At 67.9% G+C, this 25508-nt stretch carries 26 protein-coding genes; 17 read left to right on the forward strand and 9 right to left on the reverse strand.

Annotated elements, in window-relative coordinates; genetic code table 11:
* Positions 1-73: 73 nt before the first annotated feature.
* The 3 genes from treS to G6N30_RS18960 all read left to right on the forward strand — a co-directional run bounded on the left by treS (position 74) and on the right by G6N30_RS18960 (position 4756).
* On the forward strand, positions 74-2368 hold the full coding sequence (gene treS / locus G6N30_RS18950; protein ID WP_134058000.1) for a maltose alpha-D-glucosyltransferase: 2295 nt from the start codon (positions 74-76) through the stop codon (positions 2366-2368).
* Between the two features lie 96 nt (positions 2369-2464).
* Entirely contained in the window at positions 2465-3451 is a 987-nt protein-coding gene (locus tag G6N30_RS18955) for an enoyl-CoA hydratase/isomerase family protein (RefSeq protein ID WP_134058002.1), read from the forward strand.
* A 21-nt stretch (positions 3452-3472) separates the two neighbouring features.
* Entirely contained in the window at positions 3473-4756 is a 1284-nt protein-coding gene (locus G6N30_RS18960; RefSeq protein WP_179965496.1) for a hypothetical protein, read from the forward strand.
* On the opposite strand, the gene G6N30_RS18965 is transcribed toward G6N30_RS18960, so the two are convergent.
* Entirely contained in the window at positions 4753-5418 is a 666-nt protein-coding gene (locus G6N30_RS18965) for a fatty-acid--CoA ligase (protein ID WP_134059213.1), read from the reverse strand. The two genes, G6N30_RS18960 and G6N30_RS18965, sit on opposite strands and share 4 nt — an antisense overlap.
* Entirely contained in the window at positions 5418-6035 is a 618-nt protein-coding gene (locus G6N30_RS18970; protein ID WP_134058006.1) for a M15 family metallopeptidase, read from the reverse strand. The genes G6N30_RS18965 and G6N30_RS18970 overlap by 1 nt, the downstream gene beginning before the upstream one ends.
* A gap of 48 nt (positions 6036-6083) precedes the next feature.
* On the opposite strand from G6N30_RS18970, the gene G6N30_RS18975 reads away from it, so the two are divergent.
* Positions 6084-6578, forward strand: coding sequence for a hypothetical protein (locus tag G6N30_RS18975; RefSeq protein ID WP_179965497.1), 495 nt, complete (start codon positions 6084-6086; stop codon positions 6576-6578).
* 5 nt (positions 6579-6583) lie between these two features.
* On the opposite strand, the gene G6N30_RS18980 is transcribed toward G6N30_RS18975, so the two are convergent.
* Positions 6584-7564, reverse strand: a complete 981-nt coding sequence (locus G6N30_RS18980; protein WP_134058008.1) for a GlxA family transcriptional regulator — start codon at positions 7562-7564, stop codon at positions 6584-6586.
* Positions 7565-7697: 133 nt separating this feature from the next.
* Between G6N30_RS18980 and G6N30_RS18985 the strand changes: the two genes are divergently transcribed.
* On the forward strand, positions 7698-8336 hold the full coding sequence (locus G6N30_RS18985; protein WP_134058009.1) for an HD domain-containing protein: 639 nt from the start codon (positions 7698-7700) through the stop codon (positions 8334-8336).
* 17 nt (positions 8337-8353) lie between these two features.
* Here the strand turns inward: G6N30_RS18985 and G6N30_RS18990 are convergent, their stop codons facing one another.
* Positions 8354-9580 (reverse strand): CynX/NimT family MFS transporter, encoded by a 1227-nt coding sequence (locus tag G6N30_RS18990; protein ID WP_407664663.1) that lies wholly within the window; start codon positions 9578-9580, stop codon positions 8354-8356.
* 46 nt (positions 9581-9626) lie between these two features.
* On the opposite strand from G6N30_RS18990, the gene G6N30_RS18995 reads away from it, so the two are divergent.
* Positions 9627-10322 (forward strand): FadR/GntR family transcriptional regulator, encoded by a 696-nt coding sequence (locus tag G6N30_RS18995; RefSeq protein WP_134058011.1) that lies wholly within the window; start codon positions 9627-9629, stop codon positions 10320-10322.
* On the opposite strand, the gene G6N30_RS19000 is transcribed toward G6N30_RS18995, so the two are convergent.
* Entirely contained in the window at positions 10297-10980 is a 684-nt protein-coding gene (locus tag G6N30_RS19000) for a cutinase family protein (protein ID WP_134058013.1), read from the reverse strand. The two genes, G6N30_RS18995 and G6N30_RS19000, sit on opposite strands and share 26 nt — an antisense overlap.
* Positions 10981-11274: 294 nt before the next feature.
* Between G6N30_RS19000 and G6N30_RS19005 the strand changes: the two genes are divergently transcribed.
* Positions 11275-11991 (forward strand): DUF899 domain-containing protein, encoded by a 717-nt coding sequence (locus G6N30_RS19005; protein ID WP_134058015.1) that lies wholly within the window; start codon positions 11275-11277, stop codon positions 11989-11991.
* Here the strand turns inward: G6N30_RS19005 and G6N30_RS19010 are convergent.
* Positions 11956-12564, reverse strand: a complete 609-nt coding sequence (locus tag G6N30_RS19010; RefSeq protein WP_134058017.1) for a TetR/AcrR family transcriptional regulator — start codon at positions 12562-12564, stop codon at positions 11956-11958. The genes G6N30_RS19005 and G6N30_RS19010 overlap by 36 nt on opposite strands.
* Positions 12565-12659: 95 nt before the next feature.
* Here G6N30_RS19010 and G6N30_RS19015 point away from each other — a divergent pair, with 95 nt between their 5' ends.
* Genes G6N30_RS19015 through G6N30_RS19025 form a run of 3 tightly spaced genes read left to right on the forward strand, consistent with a single transcriptional unit; the run spans position 12660 to position 15095 of the window.
* Complete coding sequence (locus G6N30_RS19015) at positions 12660-13490, forward strand: mycofactocin-coupled SDR family oxidoreductase (RefSeq protein ID WP_134058019.1); 831 nt, start codon at positions 12660-12662, stop codon at positions 13488-13490.
* A 59-nt stretch (positions 13491-13549) separates the two neighbouring features.
* Entirely contained in the window at positions 13550-14299 is a 750-nt protein-coding gene (locus G6N30_RS19020) for a mycofactocin-coupled SDR family oxidoreductase (protein ID WP_407664756.1), read from the forward strand.
* 49 nt (positions 14300-14348) lie between these two features.
* Complete coding sequence (locus tag G6N30_RS19025; protein ID WP_407664664.1) at positions 14349-15095, forward strand: carboxymuconolactone decarboxylase family protein; 747 nt, start codon at positions 14349-14351, stop codon at positions 15093-15095.
* A gap of 10 nt (positions 15096-15105) precedes the next feature.
* On the opposite strand, the gene G6N30_RS19030 is transcribed toward G6N30_RS19025, so the two are convergent.
* Positions 15106-16383 carry a cytochrome P450 gene (locus G6N30_RS19030; RefSeq protein WP_134059222.1) on the reverse strand — a complete coding sequence of 426 codons (1278 nt, stop codon included), beginning with the start codon at positions 16381-16383 and terminating at the stop codon, positions 15106-15108.
* Between the two features lie 119 nt (positions 16384-16502).
* Between G6N30_RS19030 and G6N30_RS19035 the strand changes: the two genes are divergently transcribed.
* The 3 genes from G6N30_RS19035 (at position 16503) to G6N30_RS19045 (ending at position 18947) form a co-directional block, all read left to right on the forward strand.
* Entirely contained in the window at positions 16503-17093 is a 591-nt protein-coding gene (locus tag G6N30_RS19035; protein ID WP_134058025.1) for a TetR/AcrR family transcriptional regulator, read from the forward strand.
* A gap of 77 nt (positions 17094-17170) precedes the next feature.
* A complete protein-coding gene (locus G6N30_RS19040; RefSeq protein WP_134058027.1) occupies positions 17171-18010 on the forward strand; it encodes a mycofactocin-coupled SDR family oxidoreductase in 840 nt (279 codons plus the stop codon).
* Positions 18011-18026: 16 nt separating this feature from the next.
* Positions 18027-18947, forward strand: a complete 921-nt coding sequence (locus G6N30_RS19045; protein ID WP_163687673.1) for a TIGR03619 family F420-dependent LLM class oxidoreductase — start codon at positions 18027-18029, stop codon at positions 18945-18947.
* Here G6N30_RS19045 and G6N30_RS19050 read toward each other — a convergent pair whose 3' ends face one another.
* Together G6N30_RS19050 and G6N30_RS19055 are read right to left on the reverse strand one after the other, a co-directional pair.
* The gene (locus G6N30_RS19050; protein WP_134058029.1) at positions 18948-19829 is read right to left on the reverse strand and encodes a universal stress protein; all 882 of its coding nucleotides are present in this window, start codon (positions 19827-19829) and stop codon (positions 18948-18950) included.
* A 25-nt stretch (positions 19830-19854) separates the two neighbouring features.
* A complete protein-coding gene (locus G6N30_RS19055; RefSeq protein WP_134058031.1) occupies positions 19855-20154 on the reverse strand; it encodes a hypothetical protein in 300 nt (99 codons plus the stop codon).
* A 100-nt stretch (positions 20155-20254) separates the two neighbouring features.
* Between G6N30_RS19055 and G6N30_RS19060 the strand changes: the two genes are divergently transcribed.
* The 4 genes from G6N30_RS19060 to kdpB all read left to right on the forward strand — a co-directional run bounded on the left by G6N30_RS19060 (position 20255) and on the right by kdpB (position 25506).
* Positions 20255-21094 (forward strand): SDR family oxidoreductase, encoded by an 840-nt coding sequence (locus G6N30_RS19060; protein ID WP_134058033.1) that lies wholly within the window; start codon positions 20255-20257, stop codon positions 21092-21094.
* A gap of 505 nt (positions 21095-21599) precedes the next feature.
* Entirely contained in the window at positions 21600-21689 is a 90-nt protein-coding gene (locus G6N30_RS27305; protein WP_134058035.1) for a potassium-transporting ATPase subunit F, read from the forward strand.
* On the forward strand, positions 21689-23359 hold the full coding sequence (gene kdpA, locus G6N30_RS19075) for a potassium-transporting ATPase subunit KdpA (RefSeq protein ID WP_134058037.1): 1671 nt from the start codon (positions 21689-21691) through the stop codon (positions 23357-23359). Before G6N30_RS27305 ends, kdpA begins: the two co-directional genes overlap by 1 nt.
* Positions 23359-25506, forward strand: a complete 2148-nt coding sequence (gene kdpB, locus G6N30_RS19080) for a potassium-transporting ATPase subunit KdpB (RefSeq protein ID WP_134058039.1) — start codon at positions 23359-23361, stop codon at positions 25504-25506. The genes kdpA and kdpB overlap by 1 nt, the downstream gene beginning before the upstream one ends.
* The last annotated feature ends 2 nt before the right edge of the window (positions 25507-25508 follow it).

Genomic DNA, 25508 nt, shown 5'->3' on the forward strand with positions numbered 1-25508 from the left:
CGTTTCGACATGGCGGCCGCGTGGAACTACCTCCCGAGGTCGGACCACTGGGAACAGTTCGTGAAGGGGATGCATGTCTGAGGCGAGACAGTCGGATTTCGACGACGAGGCCGAGTCGGGCACCGACGAGCAGGCCGGGTCGGGCACCGACGATCAGACGAACGAGCCCAGCGAGATCACCTTCGACGAATACCTGCATCCCGCGCGGCCGCGCTCGCTGAGGTTCCGTCCCCGGGTGAAGGCGCCGTTCACCCGGCGGTCGGTGGCGCAGGACGGTCCGGCGCGCGCCGACAACCCGGCCTATGTGTCGTGGCTGTTGTCGCAGTCGATGCTGGCTGATGCCAACCAGATCAGCCAGCAGTTCTCCGGACAGGGTTCGATGTGGCAGAACCCCTACGCCACGCCGAGCCCGCGCGGTGCGGTGGAGACCGCGTCGGTGTGGTTCACCGCCTATCCGCTGTCGCTGATCACCCGCCCCAACGAGTCGTTCCTGCAGGCGCTCGCCAACGACGACATGTGGAAAGCGTTCGCGGACATCGGGATCGAGGCGATCCACACCGGCCCGGTGAAACGCGCGGGCGGCATCGCCGGGTGGCAGACCACGCCCAGCGTCGACGGGCACTTCGACCGCATCAGCACCGAGATCGACCCGGCGTTCGGTACCGAGGACGAGTTCCGCAAGATGTGCGGGACGGCGAACTGGTACGGCGGCACCATCATCGACGACATCGTGCCGGGTCACACCGGCAAGGGCGCCGACTTCCGGCTCGCGGAGATGAAATACGCGGACTACCCGGGCATCTACCACATGGTGGAGATCGACCCGCGGGACTGGGAGCACCTGCCCGACGTGCCCGTCGGCGTGGACTCGGTCAACATCGATCCGGCCACCGAGGAGTGGCTGGACAAGGCCGGGTACATCATCGGCCGGCTGCAGCGGGTGATCTTCTACGCCGAAGGCATCAAGGAGACCAACTGGAGTGTCACCCGGCCGGTGCTCGGCGTCGACGGTGTGGAGCGCCGCTGGGTCTACCTGCACTACTTCAAGGACGGCCAGCCGTCGATCAACTGGCTGGACCCATCGTTCGCCGGAATGCGCCTGGTGATCGGTGACGCCCTACACTCGCTGGCCGACCTGGGCACCGGCGGACTCCGCTTGGACGCCAACGGCTTTCTCGGCGCGGAGAAGACGGCGGCCGAGGACAGCACCGCGTGGTCGGAGGGCCACCCGTTGTCCGAGGCGGCCAACCACCTGATCGCCAGCATGGTGCGCAAGGTGGGCGGTTTCACCTTCCAGGAGCTCAACCTCACCATCGACGACATCCGTGAGATCGGTGAGGCGGGCGCCGACCTGTCCTACGACTTCATCAACCGGCCCGCCTATCACCACGCGCTGGCCACCGCCGACACCGAGTTCCTGCGGCTCACGCTGCGCACCACTCTGGAACTCGGCGTCGACCCGGCCTCGCTGATCCACGCGCTGCAGAACCACGACGAGCTGACCTACGAGCTCGTGCACTGGTCGACCGGCCACCGTGACGACATCTACACCTACAAGGGCGAGGAGATCACCGGCGAGGCGCTCGGCGAGACGATCCGCCGGGACCTCACCGAACACCTCACAGGCGAGAACGCGCCCTACAACCGGGTGTTCACCACCAACGGAATCGCCTGCACCACCGCGACGGTCATCGCCGCCACTCTCGGCATCACCGACCTCGACGAGATCGAACCCAACTCCTCGCGCATCGACCAGATCCGCCGGGTGCACCTGCTGCTGGCGATGTTCAACGCGCTGCAACCCGGGGTCTTCGCGCTGTCGGGGTGGGATCTGTGCGGCATGCTGACCCTGCCCGCCGAACAGATCGCCGAGCTTCTGCGTGAGGGTGACACCCGGTGGATCCACCGGGCCGCCCACGATCTGATGGGCGTGAATCCCGATGCCACACAGTCGTTGGCGGGTATGCCGCGCGGGCGCAGCCTCTACGGGCCCCTTCCCGATCAGCTCGGCGACGAGACCAGCTTCGCCCGCCAGCTGCAGGCCATCCTGCGGGTGCGGTCCCACTACGGCATCGCGACGAGCCGCCAGATCGACATCCCCGATGTATCGCACCGCGGCATGCTCGTGATGGTGCACGAACTGGCCGAAGAGGCCCGCTTCCAGTTGACGGTGCTGAACTTCGCCAACGAGGAGGTCGCCGGCACCGTGCGCTCCGAGACCCTGCCGCCCGGCGCATCGGTGTCGGACATGTTCACCGGCAACGTCTTCGCCACGGTCGACGATCTGCACAGCTTCACCGTCGAGATGCCCCCGCACCACGGGATGGCCCTGCTGGTCGAGGTCACCCCGGACGAGGACGCCCAATAGCCGCCGCTTTTAAGCGGTGAGTGTAAACGGCCCGAATCTCCGGCCGCGCTGACAGACTGACGGCGGATTGCCCTGCGGCACAGACGGAGATGACACATGCCCGAACACGAAAAGCGTGAATACGACTTCGAGAAGATGAAGAAGGACGCCGAACCCTTCATCAAGTTCGAGAAGGACGTCAAGAACCGGATCGCCTACATCACCTTCGACCGGCCGGACGCGCAGAACTCCACGACGATGGGCATGCGTCAGAACTACGCCGACCTGATCCACAAGTGCAACGTCGACGACGACGTCAAGGTCGTGGTCATCCGGGGTGAGGGCGAGGACTTCGGCAGCGGCGGCGACCTCCCCGAACAGCGCGACATGCTGGAGAACCCCGGCATGCCGCTGCTGCACGAACTGGCCATCAACGACGAGAACGTCACGTATCCCCCCGGCGACTCCTACCGCTACCTGTCCACGGTGACCGACTTCTACGCGAAGGCCCGGGCCGGTAACCGCCCGCTGCAGGAGCTGCGCAAGGTCAGCATCATCGAGGCCAAGGGGTACTGCTACGGGTGGCACTTCTACCAGGCCGGCGACGCCGACCTGGTGGTGTCGTCCGAGGACGCCCTGTTCGGGCATCCCGCCTTCCGCTACGTCGGCTGGGGGCCGCGGCTGTGGTGGTGGGCCGAGACGATGGGCCTGCGCAAATTCTCCGAGATGTTGTTCACGGGAAGGCCGTTCACCGCCAAGGAGATGTACGAGTGCGGCTTCCTCAACAGCGTCGTCCCCCGCGAGAAGCTCGAAGAGGAGACGCTCAAGTACGCGATGGCGTGCTCGCGGTCGCGTCCCACCGACACCGTCGCCGTCCAGAAGACGTTCCTCGAGCTGTACAAGCAGCACAAGGGTGAGTACTTCGGCAGCCTGCTGACCGGCATGGTGGAGGGCATGCTCCCGCTGATCGCCAACGATCGGGACAACGATGTCGACCTCACCGAAGGCACGTTCGAGAAGGGGCTCAACAACGTCGTCAAGGACAACGACATGAACTTCCCGCCCGAGTGGCGGCTCAGTCGTTCGGGACGGAACAAGCCCTGACGTGACGACCGACACGCAGACATGGTGACGGGTGACTGGGTCGTCGGCGACCACCTCGGCCTGCCCGTACCCGCCACCGCCGCCGCCCTGCGTGACGGCGGAGAAGCGTTTCTCACCAAGGCGTTCCGCGCATTCGGCGCCCTGGGCGAGGACAACGAGGTGGCACGGGTCGGCCGGTGCGAGGAGCTCACCGGCGGCAGCACCGGACGCAAGCTGCTGCTCGACGTCGAGTACGCCCACCCGCAGCCCGGTCTGCGGACGGATCTGTTCGTCAAATTCTCCCGCGACTTCGACGACCCGGTCCGTGACCGCGGCCGGACCCAGATGGCTTCGGAGGTGGTGTTCGCCGTGCTGGCGCGCACGCCCGGCTTCCCGATCGCGGTGCCGCACCCGCGGTTCGCCGACTATCACGCCGGCACCGGGACGGGAATCCTGATCACCGACCGGATCACATTCGGACACAACGGTATCGAGCGCCAGTACCACAAATGCCTGGACACGGAGATGCCGCGTCCCGAGGAGCACTACCGTGCGCTGGTGACGGCGGTGGCCAGGCTGGCGGGCACCCACCGGTCGGGGCGGCTGCCCGACGACCTTTCCTCAGCCTTTCCGGTCGACCTGCGCGCCTCCACGGTCGGCGAGTCGGTGCCACTGTCGCCGGAAAAGCTGCACCACAGGCTGTCACGACTCAGTGAGTTCGGTGCGGCGCATCCGGGACTGCTGCCGCCCAATGTGCGGTCGCCGGAGTTCCTGGCGCGCCTGCGGGACGAGGCGGCCGAGGTGCTGTGCCGCGAGGAGGCGATCTGGCGCTCGCTGCGCGAGGCCGAGGACCACATCGCGCTGTGCCACTGGAACGCCAACGTCGACAACGCGTGGTTCTGGCGGGACGGCGACGACGTCCTGCAGTGCGGCCTGATGGACTGGGGCTGCGTCAGCCAGATGAACGTGGCGATGGCGCTCTGGGGTGCCTTGTGCGGCGCCGAAACCGTTCTGTGGGACAACCACTTCGACGATCTGATCGCGCTGTTCTGCAGCGAGGTGACCGCAGCGGGCGGCCCGCGCCCCGACGGGGATGTGCTGGTTCGGCACGTCCTGCTCTACATGGCGCTGATGGGCATCACCTGGTTGCTCGACGTCCCGGCACGGATTCACCGCCGCCTGTCGGACGCCGATGCGCACGCCACGCGATCGGACCCCCGCATCCGCGACGACGAAGGGCTGCGCGCCCCGCTGCAGATGCTGACCAACGTGCTGAATCTCTGGCAGACGCGGGGTTTGCGCGAGCCTCTCGCGGCGCTGGGTTAACCGCCGTTGGCGGGTTCGACGACGTCGATGCGCATCACGTGCCGCAGCGTGCCCACGAACACCGGCGGGTACGCGCCGACGCCGGCCTCGGTGAGCCACTTCGCCGCCGTCTCCGGCCGTTCCAGCCAGCGCCGGGCGCTGTCGGCGTCGTCGACGTCCTGCAGGAACATCACCTCGTTGGGGTCGTCCAACGCGCGAAAGATCCACACGTTCTGAATCCCGTTGCGGCGGAACAGTTCATGTGTGCGATGCACTTGATCGAGCAGCACCCCGATGTCCTGCACAACGGTGACCCCGGCGATCACCACCGCGGGCGCCTTGGCCGTCCAGCGGTCGAAGTGACAGCGCTCGACGAGCTCGCCGGCGAAGATCGCGGGCAGATCCTCCACACCCACCGCGTCGAACCACTCGAAGAAGACCTGTGAGCGCAACAGTTCTGCGACCGGTTCGGCCGTGTGCAGTGCCATCGTGACCAGTACCCGGTCAGGTTCGCTGACCGAGGTGTGCACGAAGACGTGATGGGCACCGAGTGCGGCGAGTTCGTCGCGGCGCCGTTCGAGCAGCGGCCACACCCGCGCCGGGTCGGCGACCCGGTAGTCCGAGGTCAGGATCAGTGAGCCGGCCACATCGGCGGTCGCCGCGGATTCGCCCGACGCGGTCATCAGCCCGTCGCGTTCGGCTTCATCGGCGGGCAGACCCCTGCCGCGTCGGCGGTCAGCTCGTAATGCCACAGCTCGTTGGCGTACACCTGACACAGCCCGAACCGCGGACCGTTGCGCGACATCCAGGCGGCGGCATCAGGTCCGCCCACGTCGACCGCGCGGCCGACCACGTGCATCGAGGTCTGCGGGGACGCGACGAACTGGCGGGCGACCTCCACGCTGCCGTACGTGCGGACCCCGTCCTCGAACAGCCGCTGCTGGAAGCCGACGGAGCGCCATCCGGAGTTGATCTCGACCGTGACGCCGTCGGCCGCCGCGCTGCGGGTGGCCTCCTGGACGGCGGCGAGCAGCGCCGGATCCAGCCGGCCGACCGTCGGGTTCTCGACGTCGAACGCCGTCAGCTCGGCCCCTTCGGGCAGATACCCGCCGAACGTGTCGGTGGCGGTCGCGCCGACGCCGAACGGTTCCGCCGACGGCTCCGTCGCGGTGGCGGACGGTCCGACGAGGGAGTCATCCGTGCCCGGGTCCGCCTGCGACGGTGCGGCGCCGACCAGGAGCGCGACGGCACCGCCGGCCACCACCGCGGTCAGCCGGCACACCGTCGTTCGCACGCTCACCCTGCCACCATGCCAGCCCGTCGCCGCGGTCGCACTACGATCTCCTGCATGCCGCCGGGACCACAGCCGTACGGTGCCGTGCGCTCGCGAGCCACCGCGCTTGCCGTCGTCGCCCTCCTGATCGCCACCGCAGCGCTGATCCTGTCGGGGTGGACGTGGTGGCAGGCCCGCTCCGAGCCCACCTACGACGCCGCGACGCAGGCGGCCGCGAAGGACTCCGCCTGCCAGGCCTACGACCAGGTGCGCACGGGCGTCGCCACCAACACCCACCTGGCGTCGCCCGGCGGGGACGACGACGTGACGGGGGTGCTGGCGGTGGCCGCCAACGCGCGGGTGTCACTGATGGGCGGTGGCCAGTACCTGCTCGCCAGCGTGCAACCGGCGACACCGGCCGACATCGCCGAGGCGGTGCGCCAGTTCGGGATGAAGCTGATGCAGTTCGGCGCCGCGGCGACCGCGGGCGCACCGGACGACGATCCCGGTCAGCAGGCGCTCAAGCGCGATCTGGACGCCCTGAACTCCACCCTCGACGGGCTGTGCTGAGCCGATCAGCGGTGGGTGGTGCGGAAGCGCTGCCGGTAGGTACCCGGTGTGATGCCGAGTTCGCGGTGAAACAACCGCCGCAGTGAGGTGCTCGACCCCACCCCTGTGTGTTCGGCGATGTGGTCGAGTGAGTGCGGCCCGCTGGTCAACAGGTTGCAGGCGGCCTCGAGACGGACGCGGTCGACGAAACGCTGTGGTGTGTAACCGGTCTCGTCGCGGAAGAGCCTGCTGAGGTGGCGTGCGCTCACTCCGGCGGCCGCGGCGAGCTTGTCGAGTGAGTGGTCGGCGCCGGGGTCGGCGGTGACGGTGTTCATCGCGGTGCGGACGACGGTGTTGGTGGTCGGGATGGCCTCGGTTCGCACACTGAATTGGGACTGATCCCCCGGCCGCGCCATGAACACCACGAGTTCGCGCGCGACTTCCCTGGCCAGGGCCGGGCCGTGGTCGCGTTCGATGAGCGACAGGGTGAGGTCGATGCCCGCGGTGACGCCGGCCGTGGTGGTGTACGGACCGTCGGTGACGAAGATGGCCGCCGGGTCGACCGTGACGTCGGGGAAGCGGGCCGCGAGGTGCCTGGCGAGCCGCCAGTGGGTGGCGGCTCTGCGTCCGTCGAGCAGTCCGGTCGCCGCGAGCGGGAAGGCGCCGGCACAGATGGCCACCGTCCTGGTGCTGCGTTCGGCCAGCGCGCGCACCGTCTCGACGAGGACACGGTCGGAGATGCCGGCCTGCCATTCGGGAGTTCCGGGGACGAGCAGCGTGTCGATCGGTGCGCTCACGTCGTCGGCGGCGGCCTCGACGCCGAGGCGGGCGCCTGAACTCGCGGTGACGTCCCGGCCGCTGATCGACGCGTGCGTGATTCGGTAGTGGGCACCGGCGGTGTTGGCCGCGGCGAACGCGTCGACGGGGCCCGTGGCGTCGAGCATCTGGATGCCGTCGTAGAGAAGGACCACCACGTGGTGGGCGGGAGCGGTCACCCTCTCAGTCATAGCGGTCTCCGTGTCCGGATGTGAACGGTTTTGGGCCGGTTGTGTGCGGCGCCGGTGTGGGGGCCGGCCGATAGTCGGAGGTGACGATCGGGGTGGCCATCTCCGATCGAGGACACACGGAAAGGACGAACCGATGGCAGACGAGATCGCCGGCGTGAAGATCCCCGACAGCCGACTGGCCCGGGACGCCACGGAGTTGATTCGCGACACCACCAACGAGTTGATCTTTCACCACTCGCGCCGGGTGTACCTCTTCGGCAGTCTGCAGGCCAGAGCGCTGGATCTGCGTCCCGACGACGAATTGCTCTACGTCGCAGCGCTGTTCCACGACACCGGACTGGTGCCGCCCTACCGGGGCACCAGCCAGCGCTTCGAGATGGACAGCGCCGACGCCGCGCGCGAGTTCCTGGCGTCCCACGACGTCACAGGCGAGCCCGCGGACGTGGTGTGGACGGCGATCGCGCTGCACACCACACCCGAAGTGCCCTATCGACTGAATCCGGTGATCGCGGCGACCACCGCGGGGGTGGAGACCGATGTGCTGGGTCTGCGCCTCGACGTCATCGGCCCCGAAGCGCGGGCGGCCGTCACCGAGGCGCATCCGCGGCCGGACTTCAAGAACCGCATCCTGCAGGCGTTCACCGAGGGCTTCCAGGACCGCCCGGCGACGACGTTCGGCACCGTGAACGCCGACGTGCTCGAACACTTCGTTCCCGGTTTCCGGCGGATCGACTTCGTCGACGTGATCAAGAACTCGGAGTGGCCGGAGTAAGTCGTCGCGCGGACCGGTCAGACGTACCGGTTCCGGCCGGCCAACGCGCCCATGAACATCTGGACGAGATAGACGATCAGCACCATGGTCCACGGCACCGTCCAGCCGTCGGTCAGATCGTGCAGGAGCCCGAACAGGAACGGGCCGAGCCCGGCGAGTAGGTAGCCGAACCCCTGCACCATGCCGGACAGCTGGGCGGTGTCCTCGGTGGTGCGGGCCCGCAGTGCGATCACGGTGAGCGCCAGCGAGAACACGCTGAGGCCCAGCCCCACGAGCACGGTCCACAGCAGCGGGGCGGCGCCGGGGTCGACGAGCAGGCCGATCACACCGGCGACACCGATGACCCCCAGACCGACGATCCAGCCGCTCTGGCTGGACGAGCGGGCCGCCAGCGGTGAGACGAAGATGCTGATCGGCACCGCGATCAGCGACATCAGCCCGACGAGCAGGCCTGCCGTCGACTTGCTGACGCCGCTGTCGATGAACACTTCGGGCAGCCAGCCCATCATCACGTAGGCCAGCAGCGACTGACAGCCGAAGAACAGCGTGACCGTCCACGCCAGCCGGTTGCGCAGCAGCGACCGCCCCTTGACGCGGGTGGTCGACGGTTTCGATCCCGGGATCCCGCGGGAGGCGATCAGCCAGACGGCCAGCGCGACCGCGGCAACGGCCGCCCACGACGCCAGCGCGCTGCGCCAACCGTCGAAAGCGCCTTCCAGACCGGGGGTCACGGCCGAACCCAGTGCGCCGCCGCCCTGCAGCGCAGCGGTGTAGACGCCGGTCATCAAGCCGACGCGGGCCGGAAACGACCCCTTGATCACGACGGGGATCAGCACGTTGGTCAGGGCGATACCGGCCGTGGCGATCAGCGTTCCGCCGAGCACCACGTACGGCCCGTCGAGGACACGGACGAGCAGTCCGGCGATCAGGATGGTCAGCGCCACGCTGATGGCCCGGCTCAGGCCGATTCGCCGCGACAGCCACGGCGCCGCCAATCCGGCTGCGGCGAAACACAATCCGGGCAGCGTGGTCAGCACACCGGCCCACGTCGCGGTCGCGCCCATGGAATCGCGCATCTCGCCCAGCAGCGGTCCGACGCTGGTGATCGCGGGACGCAGGTTCAGGGCGGTCAGGATGACGGCGATCGTCAGCAACACGCCGCCGGCGGCCCGCACGCCGAGAGCGTGCTCGTCGACGATGCCCACCTCACCCGATGTGGTGTTGACGCGCGTGTTGCCGTTCACCGAGGTATCGTCCCATACATCCCATGATTGGACGAATGGAGTTTCTGTGCCGCTCGCCACGACACGTCGCGCCGGCCTGGTCGACCAGGTGATCGCTCAACTGCGCGAGTCCGTGTCCTCTGGCGAATGGCCGGTGGGCACGCGGATACCGACGGAGCCCGCGCTGGTCGCGGCGCTGGGCGTCGGGCGCAACACGGTCCGCGAGGCGGTGCGTGCGCTCGCCCACGGCGGGATCCTCGAGGTCCGTCAGGGCGACGGCACCTACGTCCGCGCCACCAGCGAGGTGTCCGGGGCGTTGCGCAGGCTGTGCGGTTCCGAACTGCGCGAGGTGCTCGAGGTCCGGCGCTGTCTCGAAGTGGAGGGCGCCCGGTTGGCGGCCGCCGCGAGGACCGACGAGGACCTCGCCGAGATGCGTGCGCTGCTCGCCCGTCGCGACGCACTCGACGACCACGACGAGTTCGTGCTGGCGGACGCGGAGTTGCACTTCACCGTGGTGCGGGCGTCGCACAACGCGGTACTGACCGAGTTGTACCGCGGGCTCACCGAGGTGGTCACCGCGAGCGTGGCGACCACCAGCGAGACCCGGATGTCGCCACGGATCCAGCACCGCGGGCTCGTCGACGCGATCGCCGCCGGGGACGTCGAGCGCGCGGCGCGGGAAGCGGGCGGCTTCCTCGACGAGCTGCTCGGGGAGCTGCCGGACCGCGGTTCGAGTGTCACGCCAACGTCTGTGGCGCCGTAGCGGACAGGCGCTGCGCGGCGAACGTCGCCGCCTGCGACGTCATGCCGGACTGCACATACAGGCTGTGGGCGGCGCGGTCGTCACCGACGGAGCAGATCGGATCGCCGACAGTGCAGAGGTCGATGGTCTTGGCGCCGTAGAGCGGACTGACGGCCGTCAGCGGCAGCCCGATCCGGTCGGAGGGATTGCCGAACACCGCTACGGCGGCGACATGGTCGGCGATCTGGGGCGGCATCACATTGGTGAACCCGAGTGCGGGACCCGGGGCCGCCGTGATGGCGTCGATCACCGCGGCGCCCTGCGAGTAGCCGCCGAGCACGATCGCGGTGCCCGGGCATGCGGCGACCGTGCCCTGCACGTGCGCGCTGGCGTCGTTCGCACCATCCGCTGCCGCCAGGAAGTCGTAGGACGCCGGATAGTTCACGGCGTACGTGCTCACCGACTTGCCACCCATGTCGTTCTCCAACTTGTCGACGAAACTCTCACCGACGACGCCGATTCCGGCGGGCTCACCGGTGCCGCGGGCGAACACCACCTCGACGTCGGGACAGGGCGCCGCCGCGGCAGTCGGTGCCGCGACCAACCCGGCCACCGCCAGTGCCGCACCAGCGATCGATGCGCAACGGCCACGTCGTCCGTGGGGATGTGGAACGGGCATGGGCGCGTCTCCTGTCGGCTCGGGTTGCTGTGAACCGATTCCACCCGATAGGACGGCCGCGGCCAATGGGGGCCAGCAGCAAAGTCGCACCTCACGCCAGCCGGTATCGCCACCGACGCGGCGGTCTGCAGATCGGCGACCACCACCCTCAGGCGATCGACCGCTGCACTGAACTCCCCAGCCATGATTCGAACACTAGTTCGAAGGTCCGACAAGTAGCACCCTGCGATGACTTTCGGCGCGACACTTGGTCAGTACCAGAGAACGAGTCGCACGACCGACGGGGAGACCGCGATGACCACTGGAACGCCCGACCGCCCGCTGCACGATGCCGCCCCGGCGCTACCGCCCGAAGTCGACGAACAGACCTGGCGCGCAGCGCTCGAGGATCTGCGCCGCCGCGAGAAGGCGGCGACCCGTGAACTCGACGCGATCGCTGCACAGCGCCGGCGCCTGCCCATGGTGCGGATGCCGGACTACACCCTCATCGGGGCGCAGGGACCGGTCCGGTTGGCGGACGTGTTCGAGGGCCGCAGGCAGCTCATCGTCTACAACCACATGTGGACCGATGGCCAGGAATGGCAGTGCGGCGGATGCACCGGCTTCACGTCGCAGTTCACCCGGCTCGAATTCCTCGACAACTACGACGCCCGGTTCGTCATCGTGACGAACGGTCCCATCGAGGAAGCGCTGGCGTACCGCGAGAAGGTCGGCAACAAGATGGACTGGTACTCGTCGTCAGAGAGTTCATTCGGCGCCGACGTCGACGCCCCGCCCGGCGGCGGCTTCGGCGTCAACGTCTTCATGCGCGACGGTGACACCGTGTTCCGCACGTGGCACACCAACGGCCGCGGTACCGAACAACTCAGCCACAGCTTCGCGCTGATCGACCTCCTGCCGTGGGGCCGCCAGGAGGAATGGCAGGACTCCCCGGACGGGTGGCCGAAGCGGCCCACCTATTCGGGCTGGCTGGATTCACCGGACATCGCGCGCATGTACGGGGAGCGCTGAGCGCTTGGCCTCGTAACCCGCGGTCAGCCAGTAGACCGTGCGGTCCAGGGTCGGGAGGATCTCGGTGATAACGATCTCGCCGGTGGAGAACCGGCCGAGCAGCCCGTAGACGACGCTGGCGACGACGGCGTTGAGGTCGGCGATGAAGTCGTCGTCGACGCCTGCGAGCAGCTCCAGACCGGCGGGAACCACGACGTCGAGGCCCCGCTGCAGCAGTTTCTGCCCGCTCGCCGGCGATGACCGGGCGCGGAAGTACGCCGTCAACATGCCCGGATGCTGTTCCCACGGTTCGAAGATCGTGCGGAACAGGTCCATCAGTGCTTCGTAGAGCGACGTGCCCGCATCCCGGGCGTGTGGGGTGACCCCGGAGTAGCGGTGGTCCTCCATCCACGCCTCCAGCGCGGCGAGGATCAGCTCGTCGCGAGTGGCATAGCGCTTGTAGATCGTGCTCAGCGAGACACGGGCGCGCCGCGCGACCTCCCGCAATTGAACCGCGTCGTAGCCGTCGGCGCCGAGGATCTCCACCACGACATCGAGCAACCGATCTTCACTTCGGTTCCCGGTTCCGTCCATCCGCTCAACTCCCTTGCCACGCGTGAGTAACTAGGTTACCGTGCGGAACCAGTAACGCAGTTACTAACTCTCCCACCGCAACGAAGCGAGGATCGATGGGCACTCTGGACGGCAAGGTCGCGTTCATCACGGGCGTCGCCCGCGGGCAGGGCCGCAGCCACGCGATCCGCCTGGCGGCCGACGGCGCAGACATCATCGGCGTCGACATCTGCACGGACATCGCGTCCAACGGGTATCCGATGGCCCGCCGCGACGAGCTCGACGAGACCGTCGCTCTGGTCGAGGCTCAGGGCGGAAAAATGCTCGGTTCGATCGCCGACGTCCGGGACTTCCACGCGCTGAAGGCAGCGCTGGACGCAGGGGTCGAACACTTCGGCCGTCTCGACATCGTCTGCGCCAACGCCGGTATCGCGCCGATGGCCTTTCGCGAATTGACCATCGAGGAAGACCTCGAGATGTGGACCGATGTGGTCGACGTCAACCTGGTCGGCTCGTTCCACACCGCCAAGGCGGCCATCCCCCATCTGATCGCCGGTCAGCGGGGAGGGGCGATCGTCTTCACCAGCTCGACCGCCGGCTTACGCGGTTTCGGCGGTCTGCAGGGTGGCGGCCTCGGATATTCGGCCTCCAAACACGGCATCGTGGGACTGATGCGCACCCTGGCGAACGCGCTTGCACCACAGAGCATCCGGGTGAACACCGTGCACCCGACGGCCGTCAACACGATGATGGCGGTCAACCCCGCGATGACCGCCTTCCTCGAGAACTATCCCGACGGCGGACCGCACCTGCAGAATCCGATGCCGGTGCAGCTGCTGGAGCCGGAGGAGATCAGTAGCGCGATCGCCTACCTGGTCTCCGACGCGGCCCGATTCGTCACCGGGGTGACCTTCCCCGTCGACGCCGGCTTCTGCAACAAGCTGTGAGCGACCGCAGCGGACGCGCCGCGGGTAAACGCGTACTGATCACGGGAGCCGCCCGCGGAATGGGTCGCAGCCATGCGGTGCGGTTGGCCGAAGAAGGCGCCGACCTCATCGTCATCGACATCTGCCGGTCGATCCCGGAACTCGAATACCCCCTTGCCACAACGGCAGAACTCGACGAGACCGTACGGCTGGCCGAAGAGCAGGGCGCCCGGGTGGTCAGCCACGTCGTCGACGTCCGCGATGCGGCGGCGTTGTCGGCGGCGGTCGACGACGGAGTGGCACAGCTGGGCGGGCTGGACGCCTCGGTCGCCAACGCCGGGGTACTCACCGTCGGGACGTGGGACACCACCACGTCCGAGCAGTGGCGCGCCGTCGTCGACGTCAATCTGATCGGCACATGGAACACGTGCGCAGCCGCGCTGCCCCACCTGATGAAGCGGGGCGGCAGCCTGATCAACATCAGCTCGGCGGCCGGTGTGAAGGGCACCCCGCTGCACACCCCGTACACGGCGTCCAAGCACGGGGTCGTGGGGTTGAGCCGCGCTCTGGCCAATGAACTTGCCGCAGCCGACATCCGGGTCAACACCGTGCACCCCACTGGCGTGGAGACCGGGATGCGCCCGGAGTCGCTGCACGCGCTGCTCGGCGAGGCCCGGCCCGACCTGGTGCCGATCTTCCTCAACGCGATGCCCATCGTGATGGCCGAAGCGATCGACATCAGCAATGCGGTGCTGTTCCTGGTCTCCGACGAATCCCGGTACGTCACGGGTCTCGAGTTCAAGGTGGATGCCGGTGTCTCGCTGCGGTGAACCGGACGTCGACTCCTACGAGCGGGTTCGACGTGCGTATGCGGAGGTGATGACCACGCCCGCTCCGGAGCCGCATTCGCCCGCCATGGCGCGGCTCGCCGACTTCGTCTTCGCCGAGGTGTGGCAGCGTCCCGGGCTGAGCCGCAGAGAACGGCGCTTCGTCACACTGGCCTGCGTCGCGGCCGCCGATGCGGAGGCACCGCTGCGCGACCACGTCTATGCCGCGCTCAACAGCGGGGACGTGACGATCACCGAGATGCGCGAGGCGGTATTGCATTTCGCCGTATACGCCGGGTGGCCGAAGGCCGCGCGGTTCAACATGATCGTCGACGAGCTGTGGGACCGCATCCACCGTGACCGTGGCCAGCAGGTCCCGCCGCCGGAACGGATGCCATCCCTCGACACTCCCGTCGACCCGGAGGAACGGCTGACCGTCGGCGAACAGGCCTTCAAGGACATCAACTGCCTGCCGTTCGCACCGACCCGCGACAACCCGTACTCGGGTGCGGGCATCCTGAACTTCGTCTTCGGAGAGATGTGGCTACGGCCCGGCCTCGGCAGGAAGGAACGCAGGCTGATCACCGTCACCTGCGTGGCGTTCCAGGACGCTCCCTATCCGATCCTGAGCCACGTGTATGCCGCGCTCAAGAGCCGTGACCTGTCGTTTGACGAGATGGACGAACTGGCACTGCATTTCGCGGCGCACTACGGCTGGCCCAAGGCCGCCCACCTTGATCAGATGATCAGCGAGCAGAAGCAGCGGGTCACCGAGGAGTGGGCCGCCGAAGACCGCTGAGCGCTCGTCGTCACGAGGCTGTGAACTCGATGTGCAGCTTCGTCAGCCCGCGGAGCAGGAAGGTGGGCTCGTAGCTGTAGGTCCGGCGCTCCCTCGGACCGTGCACCGTCTCGTCGATCGTGATGTCGCGCAGACGATTCAGCAGACGGTGCACGGTGACCTTGCCTTCGACCCTCGCGAGCGGTGCGCCCGCGCAGGTGTGGATCCCGCGCCCGAAGGCCAGGTGCTCGCGCACGTTCTTGCGGTCCGGCCGGAACTCGTGGGGATCGTCGAACTTGCGGGGATCGCGGTTGGCGGCCCCCAGGCACAGCATCACGACGGTGCCGGCCGGCAGCGGCACATCCCCCAGCGTCGTGGTCTTGCGGACCAACCGGAAGTCGACCTTCGTCGGCGCGTGCATGCGTAGCGATTCCTCGATGAACGCCGGGATCCGGCCGGGGTCCTCGCGGAGGATGTCCTGGTACTCCGGTCGGTCCCCGAGGGTCTGGACGGCTGCGCTGAGCAGTTTGGTCACCGTCTCCTGCCCCGCGGCGAACAGGAACGTCGCGGGTTTGACGACCTCCATCAGGTCCGGGATAGAGCCGTCGGGATAGGTCGCGGTCGCCATTCCGGAGAGCACGTCCTCACGGGGTTGGCGGCGTCGCTCGGCCAGGTATCCGGCGAACTTGTCGTCCAGATACTGCAGCGGGTCGAGGCCCACCGGTTCGCCGTCGAGCGCCCCGACGCGGCTGCCGTCCGAGCGCTCTGCCCCGAGCGCGGCGAGGAACTCGGGGCGGTCGCGTTCGGGGACCCCGAGCAGATCGATGATGGCCGACGTCGCAAAAGGTTTCGCGTACTCCGACAGGAACTCACACCTGCCGTTGCCGATGAACTGGTCGATCTGGCGGTCGACCAGCTGCCACATGAAGTCCTCGTTCTCCTTGAGGCGACGCGGCGTGAGGAGTCTGCTGAGCAGCGACCGGGCCCGCTCGTGGGCGGGCGGGTCCATGACGACCATGTGTTCGTGGATCGGGAACAGGTGGCGGTGCGCCTCGATCTGTGCGGTGATGTCGTCACCGCGGGGCTCGAACGGAAGCGGCGGGAACGGCCCTCCGATCGCGTTGACCGCGGAGAAGTGGTCGTGATCCCGGAAGGCCGCCATGACCTCCTGGTAACCCGTCACCGCCACCACACCGTGGTGTGGCTCCCTGGTGACGGGGCCCTGCTCGCGCAGCCGGTCCCAGTACTCGTACGGGTTCTGGCTGACGTCGGGGTCGGAGAAGTAGTCGACTGAGGCGAGATCGGTCACGACGATCAGTTCCTTTGACACGGCCGTATCCTGATCGATCGATCAGGTTGATAGAATGCGCCATGCCTATCACGGTGCCCGACGGGCGGTCAAGGATTCTCCGAGCGACGGTTCGCTGAATGACAGCGCCCCGGAAAGCCCGGATGGACACCGGAGCCCGACATCGCCTCATCGAGGCGACCGCCAAGATCATGCGCGACGAGGGCTACGCCGCGGCGACGTCGCGCCGCGTGGCGGCCGAGGCAGGCGTCAAACAGGCACTCGTCTACTACTACTTCCCCACCATGGACGACCTGTTCGTCGAGGTGCTGCGGGCGGGTGCGGAGGTCTCGCTGGAACGCATGCGCGAAGCCCTTACCGACGAGGACCCGCTACAGACGCTGTGGCGGATGAACAGCGATCAACGACTCACCGGCCTGAACGCCGAGTTCATGGCACTCGCCAACCACCGCAAGGCCATCCGCACCGAACTCAAGTCCTACGCCGAACGGGTCCGCGACATCGAGACCGCGGCGGTCACGGTGGCCCTGCGCGCCCGGGGCGTCGACCTGGAGAAGTACCCGCCCACCGCGGTGTCGATGCTCATCGCGCAGACCGCCCGCAGCCTGTGCAACGAGAGCGCGGTCGGCGTCACGCTCGGACACGACGAGCTCCGCCGGTTCATGGAACACCAGCTGAGCCTGCTCGACTCCGCACCCCAGGAGGGTTGACAACCCACGGCTGCGATGCCACGCTCCTGATCGACCGATCAGTTTTGATCGGAAGGCGAAATCAGAGAGGTGGCGACATGGGTGGTCGGGTCGACGGCAAGGTCGCGTTCATCACGGGTGCCGCGCGCGGACAGGGCCGCAGTCACGCCGTGCGGCTGGCTGAGGAGGGCGCCGACATCATCGCCGTCGACGTGTGCGGGCCGATCAGCAGCAACACCGACATCCCGCCGGCCACGCCCGACGACCTCGCTCAGACAGCCGATCTGGTCAAGGGGCTCAACCGCCGCATCGTGACCGCGGAAGTCGACGTGCGGGACTTCGACGCGCTCGACGCCGTGGTCCGCAGCGGGGTCGAGCAGCTGGGCCGACTCGACATCGTCGTCGCGAACGCCGGCATCGGCAACGGCGGTCAGACGCTCGACAAGACCAGCGAGGACGACTGGACCGACATGATCGACGTCAACCTGTCCGGGGTCTGGAAAACGGTCAAAGCCGCTGTCCCGCACCTGCTCTCGGGCGGTCACGGCGGGTCGATCATCCTCACCAGCTCGGTGGGCGGGCTCAAACCGTACCCGCACACCGGTCACTACATCGCCGCCAAACACGGAGTCATCGGGCTGATGCGGACTTTCGCGGTGGAGCTCGGGCAGCACTCCATCAGGGTCAACGCGGTGTGCCCCACCAACGTCAACACGCCGCTGTTCATGAACGAGGGCACGAAGAAGCTCTTCCGGCCGGATCTGGAGAACCCCGGCGTCGACGACCTCGCGGTGGCGGCGAAGTTCATGCACGTGCTCCCCGTCGGCTGGGTCGAACCGATCGACATCAGCAACGCCGTCCTGTTCCTGGCCTCCGACGAGTCCCGCTACATCACGGGACTTCCCGTTACGGTGGACGCGGGCAGCATGCTCAAGTAGCGCAGGGAGGCTCTGGGTGAAACTCGTCTTCAACCTGCCGCACATGCTGCGGCTCAAGGCGATGATGCAACCCTGGGAGGAGTCGGTCACCGGCGCCGACCAGACCCGGATGGCCAAGTGCGCCGACGCGTGGGGCTACGACATGATCGCGGTCCCCGAGCATTTCGTGATCCCCAGTGAGCACGTCGAACTGTCCGGGCCGCACTACCTGCAGTCCACCGTCGCCCAGGCCTACCTCGCCGGTGCGACCGAACGCATTCGCCTGAACTCCTGCATCACCGTGCTACCGCTCCAGCATCCCATCGTGCTTGCGAAGGCACTCGCGACCGCGGACTGGATGAGCAGCGGAAGGATGATGGTGACGTTCGGGGTCGGTTGGCTCGAAAGGGAATTCGAGCTGCTCGGCGTCCCGTTCCACAAGCGTGGCCGCATCGCCGATGAGTACCTCGCGGCGATCGTCGAACTGTGGACCAGCGACTCCCCCAGCTTCGAGGGTGAGTTCGTGTCGTTCCACGACGTCGCGTTCGAGCCGAAACCGGTGCAGAAACCGCACCTGCCGATCTGGATCGGCGGCGACGCAGATGCCGCGCTGCGGCGGGCGGCGAAGTACGCGTCCGGTTGGTGGTCGTTCCTCACCCCGCCCGACAGGATCGCCGAACGGGTCGCGTTCATCACATCCCAGCCCGGCTACGACGGCAGGCCGTTCGACGTCGTCCACGGCCTGGGGACCGCCCGGGTCGGTGAGGGCCATGTCGCACGCGACGACCCGAACGGCCGACCGGGTATGGCTGCGGCGGAAATCGTCGACCGGCTGTGCTGGCTCAGTGAGCAGGGCGTCACGGTCAGTGCCGTGCCGCTGCCGCCGGTCAGCGGTGTGGACGAGTACCTCGACTACGCCCAGTGGGTAGTGGAGGAGATCAGACCGCAGGTGCCGTGATCAGTCGGCCTGCGCTCGGGTGACCATCACCGGGATCGGGCTGTGGTGCAGCAGGTTCATGCTCGTCGACCCGAGCACCAGACCGGCCAGCGCATTTCGGCCTCGGCTGCCGACCACCACGAGTTGCGCGTCGGCGGCGTGGCTCAACAGCGCCCGGCCCGGTGACATCGTCTCCACCGCGCATTCCACCTTCACCTCGGGGTAGCGCTGACGCCATTCGTCCACGAGTCCGGTCAACGCGGACCACTCGGCCGTCTCCAGTGCGTCCCAGTCGATCAGGAAGGGGATGGTGACGTCACCCGCCGGTGCCCGGGTGGTCCAGGACCGCACGGCGACGAGTCCGACGTTCAGCGCTTTCGCGAAGTCGAACGCCGTGGCCAGGACGCCGGCGCCGGCGCCGGTGCCGTCGACGCCCACGACGATCGGCTTGTCCGACACCGCGACCTTGTCACCGCGAAACGCCACGACGGGGCACACCGCGTGGGTGGCCACCCGCAGCGTCGTCGAGCCGAGCAGGACCGCGGCCGCGCCGGTGACGTCCTTACCGCCGAGCACGATCAGCCGGGCCGCACCGCTGGCATCGATCAGGGCCTCGTCGACGGGTGTCTCGCTGGCCTCTGTGGTCACGGCGAGCTCGGGCCGGTCCTTTCGGACGGCGTCACTCGCGGCCCTCAGGAAAATCAGCGCGGAGTCGCGCTGGTAGGTCATGATCGCCGCCTGGATGGCTGCGGCGGTCTCGGTGAGGTTGCGCCCGATGCTCGGCATCGCGTGCACGATGTGGAGCGACGAACCGCAGGCGGCGGCCACCGCGCCCGCCCAGCGGGCGGCCTGCAGCGCACTGTCGCTGCCGTCGATGCCGACGACCACGGTGTTCTCCGGCATGTCTGGTCCTCTCGTCGTCCCGATCCTACGGTCCGCCGGGCATCGGGACGTCGGCCTGCCATCGCGCCCGGCGCTGCGCGTCGGTCTGGTCCCACCACGGCGGCGTGCCGCGTTCACCCAGCGCCACCTTCGCCGCGTGGACGCCCGCCCGCGCCGCCGGTTCATTTTCGGTGCCCATCGCGCGCCGCACCTCCCTGCGCCACGCCATGAGGATTCGGGTCAGCTCCGCCCGGCGTTCTGCGGGTATCGACGGGTCGGTGGCGCGCCATTTCCGTCCGTTGATCACGACGTGGTGGCCGTCATCGGTGATCGGCGGTTCCGCCATCTCGCGAGTGTAGGTCTGACGGTGGCGCCCCGCGGTGATGTCGGCCGGGCCGGTGTGCCAAAGTCGGTGCCACAACACATCACATGGGGAGGGCTCGGGCATGGGCACCTATGCGGTAACGGGTTCGGCATCGGGAATGGGACGCGAAACGGTCGACCGGTTGCGGGCGGACGGTCACCGGGTCATCGGCGTCGATCTGAAAGAGGCCGACGTGGTCGCCGACCTGTCGACCCACGACGGACGCGCACGGGCGGTCGCGCAGGTGATCAGTGCAGCGGACGGTCACCTCGACGGCGCCGTGCTCGCCGCGGGTATCGGGCCCGGCAACGGCGCGGGACGGGCGCGGCTGATCGCCGAGGTGAACTATCGTGGCGTCGTCGAACTGCTCGAGGGTTGGCGACCCGCGCTGGCGGCTGCCGGCAATGCGAAAGTCGTTGTCATCTCCAGTAATTCCACCACCACGACGCCGATGGTGCCCGAGCGCGCGGTGAAGGCGCTGCTCGCCGGCGACGTCGACAAGGCGGTTCGCGCGGTGCGGCTGTTCGGACCGGTGGCGCCGGCGCTCATCTACGCGGCGTCGAAGATCGCCGTCAGCCGCTGGGTACGGCGCCATGCGGTCCGGCCGGAGTGGGCGCGCGCCGGTATCCGGTTGAACGCGTTGGCACCCGGGGCCATCATGACGCCGCTGCTCGAGGAGCAGTTGGCGTCGCCGCGGCAGGCCAAGGCGGTCCAGCGGTTCCCCGTCCCGGTGGGCGGTTTCGGGGACGCCGGTCAACTCGCCGACTGGATCCGGTTCATGCTGTCCGACGCGGCCGACTTCCTCTGCGGCAGTATCGTCTTCGTGGATGGAGGCACCGACGCCCACTTCCGTCCGGACGACTGGCCCGAGCCGGTTCCCGCCCGCCGGCTCGTGGGGTACCTCAGGCGGTTCCGCAACTAGGCGCACGCGTCTGCTCGGGCGTCGCGCAGATCGAGGACACGGATCCGCAGCAAGCAACCCCCACAACATCAGCATCGCCACGACGAACAGCAGGTCGCTCATCGGTCCGCCGGTCCGGTGTGTCTGACGTCCGCCTCACCGGCGGCCATGTCGTTGTACACATGCCACCACGACGCCTCGAAGGCCACGGGCGTGAGTCCCCCTCCCTGCGCGCGATGTCGGCGGCTGCGACCCGGTGAGCGAGCTCCTGCAGCCGACGTGCTTCCCGATACGTCACGGAATTCGGTGGCGCGGCAGCCGCGCCCGAATCGATTCCCGTAAACAAACGCCTCGGGGGCGTCAACAAACCGTCAAGAACCGGTTTCCGCCCGCAAACCGGGTCTAGCTTCGGCTCTCGTCCGATATCGAGTGGAACGGGAGTCATGGTGTCCGTAGTGGTCTACCTGGTGCTGACGGTCGCGATCTTCGCGCTGTTCGGCCTGGTGCAGAAGTTGGTGGAGCGGCTGTGAGCGCCGCCAACGGCATCGGATTGGGGCTGGCGATCCTGATCGCGCTCTTCATGGCCGCGGCGCTGCTGTTCCCGGAGAGGTTCTAGTGACATCGACCGTCGCGGGGATCGTCTTCCTCGCCTCACTGATCGTCGTGATCGCCGGCCTGCACGTGCCGCTCGGCGACTACATGTACCGGGTCTACAGCTCCGACAAGCACTTGCGGGCCGAACGGGTGGTCTACCGCCTGATCGGCGCGAACCCCGGAGCCGAGCAGACGTGGGGTGGCTACGCCCGCGCCGTGCTGGCGTTCTCCGCGGTCAGCGTGACGTTCCTGTTCGTGTTCCAGCTCGTGCAGGGCAAGCTGCCGCTGCACCTTGACGAGCCGGGCACCGAGATGACACCGGCGCTGGCGTGGAACACCGCGGTCAGCTTCGTGACCAACACCAACTGGCAGGCCTACTCGGGTGAGTCCACCCAGGGGCACCTGGTGCAGATGGCCGGCTTGGCCGTGCAGAACTTCGTCTCCGCCGCGGTCGGGATGGCCGTCGCCATGGCGTTCGTGCGTGGCCTGGCTCGGCGCAGCACGGGCGAACTCGGCAACTTCTGGGTGGACCTGGTGCGCGGCACTCTTCGTGTGCTGCTGCCGATTTCGGTCATCGGCGCGATCGTGCTGGTCGCCGCGGGGGTGATCCAGAACTTCGGCCCGCACGACGAGGTGGTCAACACCCTCGCCGGGGCGCAGCAGACCGTGCCCGGCGGCCCGGTGGCCAGCCAGGAGGTCATCAAGGAACTCGGCACGAACGGGGGCGGGTTCTTCAACGTCAACTCGGCGCATCCGTTCGAGAACCCCAACACTTTCACCAACTGGTTCGAGATCTTCCTGATCCTGCTCATTCCGTTCGCGCTGCCGCGCACGTTCGGCCGGATGGTCGGCAGCCGCAAGCAGGGGCTGGCGATCACCGCGGTGATGGCCGTGATCGCCGTCGCCAGCGTCAGCCTGACGATGCTGTTCCAGCTGCAGGCGCACGGCACCGTCCCGACCGCGGTCGGTGGGGCGATGGAGGGTGTCGAACAGCGGTTCGGCGTGGCGAACTCCGCGGTCTTCGCGGCCGCCACCACCCTGACGTCCACCGGTGCGGTCGATTCGTTCCACGACTCCTACACCAGCCTCGGCGGCATGATGACGATGTTCAACATGCAGCTCGGCGAGGTCGCGCCCGGCGGAGTCGGATCGGGCCTCTACGGGATGCTGGTCCTGGCGATCATCACCGTGTTCGTCGCGGGCCTGATGGTAGGACGCACCCCGGAATACCTCGGCAAGAAGATCACCCCGCGTGAGATCAAGCTCGCCGCAACGTATTTCCTGATTACACCGCTGATCGTGCTGACCGGCACCGCGGTCACCATGGCGATGCCGGGTCAGCGTGCCGGCATGCTGAACACAGGCCCGCACGGCCTGTCGGAGGTGCTCTACGCGTTCACCTCCGCCGCCAACAACAACGGTTCGGCGTTCGCCGGCATCACGGTCAACACCGAGTGGTACAACACCGCACTGGGACTGGCGATGCTCTTCGGCCGCTTCCTACCGGTCATCCTCGTGCTGGCCTTGGCGGGATCCCTGGCCAGGCAGGCCAAGACACCGGAGTCGGTGGGCACCCTCCCGACGCATCGGCCGCAGTTCGTCGGCATGGTCTCCGGCGTCACCCTCATCCTGGTCGCACTCACCTTCCTGCCCATGCTGGCACTGGGCCCGCTTGCCGAAGGAATCCACTGATGTCTGTTCCCACCATCGAATCCGTGTCGTCGCCGGCACCAGAGCACTCGGGACAACCCAAGCGCGTCCAGGGCGGATTGCTCGACCCGACGGTGCTGTTGCACTCGCTGCCGGACGCGCTGCGCAAACTCGACCCCCGCACGCTGTGGCACAACCCCGTCATGCTGATCGTCGAGATCGGCGCGGTATGGGCGACACTGTGCACCGTCGCGAATCCCAGCTGGTTCGGCTGGCTGATCGTGGCCTGGTTGTGGCTGACGGTGGTCTTCGCCAACCTCGCCGAAGCAGTCGCCGAAGGCCGGGGCAAGGCGCAGGCCGAAACCCTGCGCAGGACGAAGGCATCGACCACCGCGCGCCGTCTCACCGGCTGGTCGCCGACCTCACCCGGGCGTGAAGAAGAGGTCGCCGCACCCCTGCTCCGCCAGGGCGACATCGTCGTGGTGGAGGCCGGCCAGGTCATCCCCGGCGACGGCGACGTCGTGGAAGGCATTGCCTCCGTGGACGAATCCGCCATCACCGGTGAATCCGCACCGGTGATCCGCGAGTCGGGTGGGGACCGGTCCGCCGTCACCGGCGGCACCACGGTGCTGTCGGACCGCATCGTCGTGCGGATCACCCAGAAGCCGGGTGACAGCTTCATCGACCGGATGATCTCCCTGGTCGAGGGCGCCAACCGGCAGAAGACCCCGAACGAGATCGCGCTGAACATCCTGCTGTCGGCGCTGACGATCATCTTCGTGTTCGCGGTCGCGACGCTGCAGCCGTTGGCGATCTTCTCCAAGGCCAACAATCCGGGCGTGCCGGACACACTGGCGCTCGACGGCAACGGCGTCACCGGCATCGTCATGGTGGCCTTGTTGGTCTGCCTGATCCCGACCACCATCGGCGCGCTGCTGTCGGCGATCGGCATCGCCGGTATGGATCGCCTGGTGCAGCGCAACGTGCTCGCCATGTCCGGCCGCGCGGTGGAGGCCGCCGGCGACGTCAACACGCTGCTCCTCGACAAGACCGGCACCATCACCCTCGGCAACCGGCAGGCCGCAGCGTTCCTTCCGCTTCGCAACGTGACGGACGGACAGCTCGCCGACGCGGCGCAGCTGTCGAGCCTGGCCGACGAGACGCCCGAGGGCCGCTCGATCGTGGTGTTCGCCAAACAGCAGTACGGGCTGCGGGCCCGCACCCCGGGTGAACTCACCCACGCCAACTGGATCGAATTCAGCGCCACCACAAGGATGTCCGGTGTCGACCTGGACGGGCTGCAGCTGCGTAAGGGTGCCGCCGCATCGGTGGCCGAGTGGATCCGCGCGGCGGGCGGCACCGCTCCCGCCCAGCTCGGCGAGCTCGTCGACAGCGTGTCCGCAGCAGGCGGCACCCCGCTGGTGGTCGGTCAGATCCGGGACGGGAAGGCGGCGGTGCTCGGCGTCATCCACCTCAAGGACGTCGTCAAACAGGGTATGCGCGAACGCTTCGACGAGATGCGCCGGATGGGGATCCGCACGGTGATGATCACCGGTGACAACCCGTTGACCGCCAGAGCCATCGCCGACGAGGCCGGCGTCGACGACTTCCTCGCCGAGGCCACGCCCGAAGACAAGATGGCGCTGATCAAGAAGGAGCAGGCCGGCGGAAAGCTCGTCGCCATGACCGGTGACGGCACCAACGACGCACCCGCGCTGGCCCAGGCCGACGTCGGCGTCGCGATGAACAGCGGTACCTCGGCGGCCAAAGAGGCAGGCAACATGGTGGACCTCGACTCCGACCCGACCAAGCTCATCGAGATCGTCGAGATCGGCAAGCAGCTGCTCATCACCCGAGGGGCGTTGACGACGTTCTCGATCGCCAACGACATCGCCAAGTACTTCGCCATCATCCCGGCGTTGTTCGTCGGCCTGTTCCCCGGACTGGATCTGCTCAACATCATGCGGTTGCACAGCCCGCAGTCCGCGATCCTGGCCGCCGTCATCTTCAACGCGGTCGTCATCGTGGCGCTGATCCCGCTGGCATTACGCGGTGTTCGGTACACGCCGAGCAGCGCGTCAAAGCTGTTGACCCGCAACCTGTCCGTCTACGGCCTCGGCGGAATCATCGCACCGTTCATCGGGATCAAGCTCATCGATCTCGTCGTCCAACTCTTCCCAGGAATGTGACC

This window comes from Mycolicibacterium litorale (assembly GCF_010731695.1).
GTDB classification, from domain to species: Bacteria; Actinomycetota; Actinomycetes; order Mycobacteriales; family Mycobacteriaceae; genus Mycobacterium; species Mycobacterium litorale.

Excerpts from the sequence above, each read along its gene's own strand:
- G6N30_RS19040 (WP_134058027.1), top strand. The coding sequence starts at position 17,171 with ATGGGTGGTCGGGTCGACGGCAAGGTCGCGTTCATCACGGGTGCCGCG.
- G6N30_RS18985 (WP_134058009.1), top strand. The coding sequence starts at position 7,698 with ATGGCAGACGAGATCGCCGGCGTGAAGATCCCCGACAGCCGACTGGCC.
- G6N30_RS19025 (WP_407664664.1), top strand. The coding sequence starts at position 14,349 with ATGACCACGCCCGCTCCGGAGCCGCATTCGCCCGCCATGGCGCGGCTC.
- G6N30_RS19060 (WP_134058033.1), top strand. The coding sequence starts at position 20,255 with ATGGGCACCTATGCGGTAACGGGTTCGGCATCGGGAATGGGACGCGAA.
- G6N30_RS18980 (WP_134058008.1), bottom strand. The coding sequence starts at position 7,564 with ATGACTGAGAGGGTGACCGCTCCCGCCCACCACGTGGTGGTCCTTCTC.
- treS (WP_134058000.1), top strand. The coding sequence starts at position 74 with ATGTCTGAGGCGAGACAGTCGGATTTCGACGACGAGGCCGAGTCGGGC.
- G6N30_RS19050 (WP_134058029.1), bottom strand. The coding sequence starts at position 19,829 with ATGCCGGAGAACACCGTGGTCGTCGGCATCGACGGCAGCGACAGTGCG.
- kdpB (WP_134058039.1), top strand. The coding sequence starts at position 23,359 with ATGTCTGTTCCCACCATCGAATCCGTGTCGTCGCCGGCACCAGAGCAC.
- G6N30_RS18965 (WP_134059213.1), bottom strand. The coding sequence starts at position 5,418 with ATGACCGCGTCGGGCGAATCCGCGGCGACCGCCGATGTGGCCGGCTCA.
- G6N30_RS18975 (WP_179965497.1), top strand. The coding sequence starts at position 6,084 with ATGCCGCCGGGACCACAGCCGTACGGTGCCGTGCGCTCGCGAGCCACC.
- G6N30_RS19000 (WP_134058013.1), bottom strand. The coding sequence starts at position 10,980 with ATGCCCGTTCCACATCCCCACGGACGACGTGGCCGTTGCGCATCGATC.
- G6N30_RS18955 (WP_134058002.1), top strand. The coding sequence starts at position 2,465 with ATGCCCGAACACGAAAAGCGTGAATACGACTTCGAGAAGATGAAGAAG.
- G6N30_RS19020 (WP_407664756.1), top strand. The coding sequence starts at position 13,550 with ATGGGTCGCAGCCATGCGGTGCGGTTGGCCGAAGAAGGCGCCGACCTC.
- G6N30_RS19015 (WP_134058019.1), top strand. The coding sequence starts at position 12,660 with ATGGGCACTCTGGACGGCAAGGTCGCGTTCATCACGGGCGTCGCCCGC.
- G6N30_RS19055 (WP_134058031.1), bottom strand. The coding sequence starts at position 20,154 with ATGGCGGAACCGCCGATCACCGATGACGGCCACCACGTCGTGATCAAC.
- G6N30_RS19010 (WP_134058017.1), bottom strand. The coding sequence starts at position 12,564 with ATGGACGGAACCGGGAACCGAAGTGAAGATCGGTTGCTCGATGTCGTG.
- G6N30_RS19005 (WP_134058015.1), top strand. The coding sequence starts at position 11,275 with ATGACCACTGGAACGCCCGACCGCCCGCTGCACGATGCCGCCCCGGCG.
- G6N30_RS18960 (WP_179965496.1), top strand. The coding sequence starts at position 3,473 with ATGGTGACGGGTGACTGGGTCGTCGGCGACCACCTCGGCCTGCCCGTA.
- G6N30_RS19035 (WP_134058025.1), top strand. The coding sequence starts at position 16,503 with ATGACAGCGCCCCGGAAAGCCCGGATGGACACCGGAGCCCGACATCGC.